The sequence below is a fragment of the Pseudomonas sp. genome, from assembly GCF_032058845.1.
Lineage (GTDB): Bacteria > Pseudomonadota > Gammaproteobacteria > Pseudomonadales > Pseudomonadaceae > Aquipseudomonas.
In genome coordinates, this window is sequence record NZ_DAMCCR010000181.1 from 1 (window position 1) to 4060 (window position 4060).

The window sequence follows — 4060 nt, forward strand, 5'->3', positions numbered from 1 at the left end:
TGGTCAGCGGCTGGTTGATCTCGTGGGCCAGGGCCGCCGACATCTGCCCCAGGGCGGCCAGCTTGGCGGTCTGTACCAGGCCTTCCTGGGCGGTGCGCAGCTCGCGGGTGCGCTCTTCGACCTCGCGTTCCAGCGCTTCGCGGCTGCGTTGGCGCAAGCGCGCCAGGCGCAGGCGCTGGCTGAGGAACAGCGCCGCGAAGACCAGGCTCAACCACACCGCCGCCGCGCCCAGTGCCGCATTGCGCCCGTCTTCGGCGACCTGCGGCTGGCGCAGCAGGTGCAGGGTCCAGCCCTCGCTGTCCAGGGGCAGGCTTTCCCACAGATAGTCGACAGTGCCTTCGGGGCCCTTGACCCGGCTCAGACGGCTGTTGTCGCCGAAGCGGGTCAGCACCTGGTGCTGCAAGGGGCGCAGCGGCTGTTTGTCGTACTGCCGGGTTTCGGCCAGCACGGCGCGGTCTTCGCGGCTGAGGGTGCGCAGCTCGCGGTAGCGCCAGCCTTCCTGATTGGCAATGAAGATGACCCCGCGGGCATCACTCACCAGCACCACGTCGTTGCCTTGGCGCCAGTCGCGTTCCAGTTCGGGAAACTCCAGCTTGACCACCATGGCGCCGAGAAAACGCTCACGGGCGTCATTCACCGAGCTGGCGAGGAAATAGCCTGGGACGCCGCTGGTGACCCCGACTGCGAAGAAGCGGCCGCTGCCCTCACCGCGCGCTTGCTTGAAGTACGGGCGAAACCCGTAGTTCGAGCCCACGTAGCTGGTCGGCAGGCGCCAGTTGCTGGCCGCCACCGCCAGCCCCGTGTGGTCCAGCAGCTCCAGGGTCGAGGACTGGGCGGCGCCGTTGATGCGCTCGAGCTTGTGGTTGAGGGCGGCCTGGGTGGCCTGATCGACCGGGCCGTGCAGGGCGGCGATCAGTTCCGGGTCCAGTGCCAGTACCGCCGGCAGGGCGCGGTAGCGTTCGATCAGGGTATGCAGGGAGGTGGCATACAGCCCCAGTTGTTCACTGGCGCGGCGTGCGTCGGCCTGCATGGCATCGCGTTTGGCGTGGTGCAGGGCCCAGCCGGAGCTGAGCACGGTGCCGGCAAGAATGACCAGAATCATCAGCCCCAGACGCAGGGCACGGTAGGACAAAGGCATGGAGTGATCCGCTCTGAGAAGTAGCCGAACACGGGGCGCCGCTGGCGAACCCGGTCTCCTGAGGGGCATTGTCCGTCCTGTGAGCAACGCCCGTAGTGCGCGTGCAGGGGGCCACACGCACCGTCAGCCCCCGGGTTCAGCGCAGCTCGAACGCCTGCTGCTGAACGTCCTGGGAATCCAGCCCCACTTGCACGTTGAATGTCCCGGCTTCTGCCACATGTTGCAGCTGGGTGTTGTAGAACTTCAGGTCATCCTCGCCCAGGGTGAAGGTGAGGGTCCGCGACTCGCCGGCTTTGAGCATCAGCTTCTCGAAACGACGCAGCTCCTTGACCGGCCGGCTCATGGAACCGGCCACATCCTGCAGGTAGAGCTGCACCACGGTTTCGCCATCGAGCTTGCCGGTGTTCTGCACGGTGACCTTGGCCTCCAGAGGCTCGCCGCGTTGCAGCTCGGTGCTGGACAGGGTCAGTTCCGACAGCGCGAAGGTGCTGTAGCTCAGGCCGTAGCCAAACGGATACAGCGGGCCATTGGGTTCTTCGAAGTACTGCGAGGTGTAGTTGCCGGGCTGGCCCGGGGTGTAAGGCCGGCCAATGCTCAGGTGGTTGTAGTACATCGGAATCTGCCCCACCGAACGTGGGAAGGTGATCGGCAGCTTGCCGGAGGGGTTGTAGTCGCCGAACAGCACGTCGGCAATGGCATTGCCGCCTTCGGTGCCGCTGAACCAGGTTTCCAGAATGGCGTCGGCCTGCTCACGCTCCCTGACGATCGACAACGGCCGGCCGTTCATCAGCACCAGCACCAGCGGCTTGCCGGTAGCCTTGAGGGCGTCGATCAAGGCGCGCTGGGTGGCCGGAATTTCCAGGGTGGTGCGGCTCGAGGACTCATGGGACATGCCGCGTGATTCACCGACCACCGCGACCACCACGTCGGACTGTTGTGCGGCTTTCACCGCTTCATCGATCAGCACGCCGGCAGGGCGCGGGTCGTCGACGATTTCCGGGGCATCGAAGTTGAGGAAATTGAGGTAATCGAGCACGGCCTTGTCGCCCGTCACATTGGCGCCCTTGGCGTAGACCAGCTTGCCCTTGCCATCGAGGGCGCGGCGCAGCCCTTCGCGCACGGTCACCGAGTGCTGCGGCCGGCCATCGGCAGCCCAGCTGCCCATCATGTCGATGGGCGCATCGGCCAGCGGGCCGACCACGGCCACGGCAGCGGATTTGTTCAACGGCAGGGTCTGTTCGCGGTTTTCCAGCAGTACCAGGCTGCGGCGCGCCACGTCACGCGCGGCCTCGCGGTGCAGGCGGGACTCGGCGTAGGTGTCCTTGGGGTCGTTCTCCGGCTTGCCGATGCGCACGTAGGGGTCCTTGAACAGGCCCATCTCGTACTTGGCGCCAAGCACCTCGCGCACCGCATGGTCCAGTTCGCCCGTGGTCACTTCGCCCGATTTCAGCAGGCCCGGCAGCTCTTCGCCGTACAGCGAGTCGTTCATGCTCATGTCGATACCGGCCTTGATCGCCAGCTTGGCCGCCTCGCGGCCGTCGCGCGCGACACCATGGCGGATCAGCTCCTTGATCGCGCCGTGGTCGCTGATGGTCACGCCCTTGAAGCCCCAGTCCTTGCGCAGCAGGTCGTTCATCAGCCAGGTATTGGCGGTGGCCGGTATGCCGTTGATCGAGTTCAGCGCGACCATCACCCCGCCTGCACCGGCGTCGATGCCGGCGCGGTAGGGCGGCAGGTAGTCGTTGTACATTTTCGGCAGGCTCATATCGACCGTGTTGTAGTCGCGCCCGCCCTCCACGGCGCCGTACAGGGCGAAGTGCTTGACGATGGCCATGATGCTGTCGCGCTCGGCCGGGCTCTTGCCCTGGAAGGCGCGGACCATGGTCTCGCTGATCCGTGAGGTGAGGTAGGTGTCTTCACCGAAGCCTTCGCTGGTGCGGCCCCAGCGCGGATCGCGGGCGATGTCGACCATCGGCGCGAAGGTCATGTCCAGGGCATCGGCCGAGGCCTCGATGGCCGATGTACGGCCGGCCTGGGTGATGGCGTTCAAGTCCCAGCTGGCCGCCAGGCCCAGGCTGATGGGGAAGATGGTGCGTTCGCCGTGGATGGTGTCGTAGGCGAAGAACATCGGGATCTTCAGCCGGCTGCGCATGGCAGCGTCCTGCATGGGCCGGTTCTCGGCGGCGGTACGCGAGTTGAAAGTGCCGCCGATGCGACCTGCGGCGATTTCCTCGCGAATCTTCTCGCGGGTCATCTCCGGGCCGCCGATGCTGATCAGGCGCAGCTGACCGATCTTTTCCGCCTCGGTCATCTGGCTCAGCAGGTGGTCGATGAAGGCCTGCTTGTCTTGCAGGGCGGGGGCGGCGTTGGCGGCAAGGGCCGCCTGACTGACAAGGCCGAAGGCCAGGCCCAGCAAAGGCAATTTCATGGTCGATTCCATCGTCGAGGCGCGGGGCGTATCAAGGCTGATACGGGCAACCGAAGTGTTCAGGCGGCTATTGTTGTACAGTGCGTCGGGCCACGGCGTGCCGGTCTGCCGGTGGCCGCGGCGAATTATGCCTGATTCTGGCGCAGGCTCCAGAACCACGATGCACCCACAACTATAAGAACGCTCCGAGACCCTGGGCATGACACCGCTCAACCCTTATCACCAGCGCCAGATCGTCGAGGCCATCGCCTGCGCCGAGCGGCGCACGGGCACTGTGCTGATGGCTGTACTGGCCCGTCGCGCCGATGACTACGCCTACCTGCCGCTGTTCTGGGCCGCCTTGCTGGCCCTGGCGTTGCCCTGCGTCTTGCAGGCTGCGTTCGGTTGGCCAGCGGGGCGGGCGTTGATGGTGCTGCACGGGCTGCTATTCATCGGCCTGTGCCTGCTGTTGCGCAGCCCGCGCCTGGCCGCCTGGGTCGTGCCTGCGGCGCTGC

Annotated in this window: 1 protein-coding gene and 2 pseudogenes; 1 reads left to right on the forward strand and 2 read right to left on the reverse strand. The window is 66.2% G+C overall.

What is annotated here, in order from left to right; genetic code table 11:
- Both RT028_RS20080 and bglX read right to left on the reverse strand, forming a co-directional pair.
- Positions 1-1138 (reverse strand): annotated as a pseudogene (locus RT028_RS20080) (sensor histidine kinase); the annotation flags it as partial.
- Positions 1139-1274: 136 nt separating this feature from the next.
- Positions 1275-3566 carry a beta-glucosidase BglX gene (bglX, locus tag RT028_RS20085; protein WP_312937218.1) on the reverse strand — a complete coding sequence of 764 codons (2292 nt, stop codon included), beginning with the start codon at positions 3564-3566 and terminating at the stop codon, positions 1275-1277.
- A 199-nt stretch (positions 3567-3765) separates the two neighbouring features.
- Between bglX and RT028_RS20090 the strand changes: the two are divergent.
- A pseudogene (locus RT028_RS20090) lies at positions 3766-4060 on the forward strand (hypothetical protein); the annotation flags it as partial.

Bases quoted from the DNA above. Each gene is read 5' to 3' on its own strand.
- bglX (WP_312937218.1), bottom strand. From the start codon at position 3,566: ATGAAATTGCCTTTGCTGGGCCTGGCCTTCGGCCTTGTCAGTCAGGCG.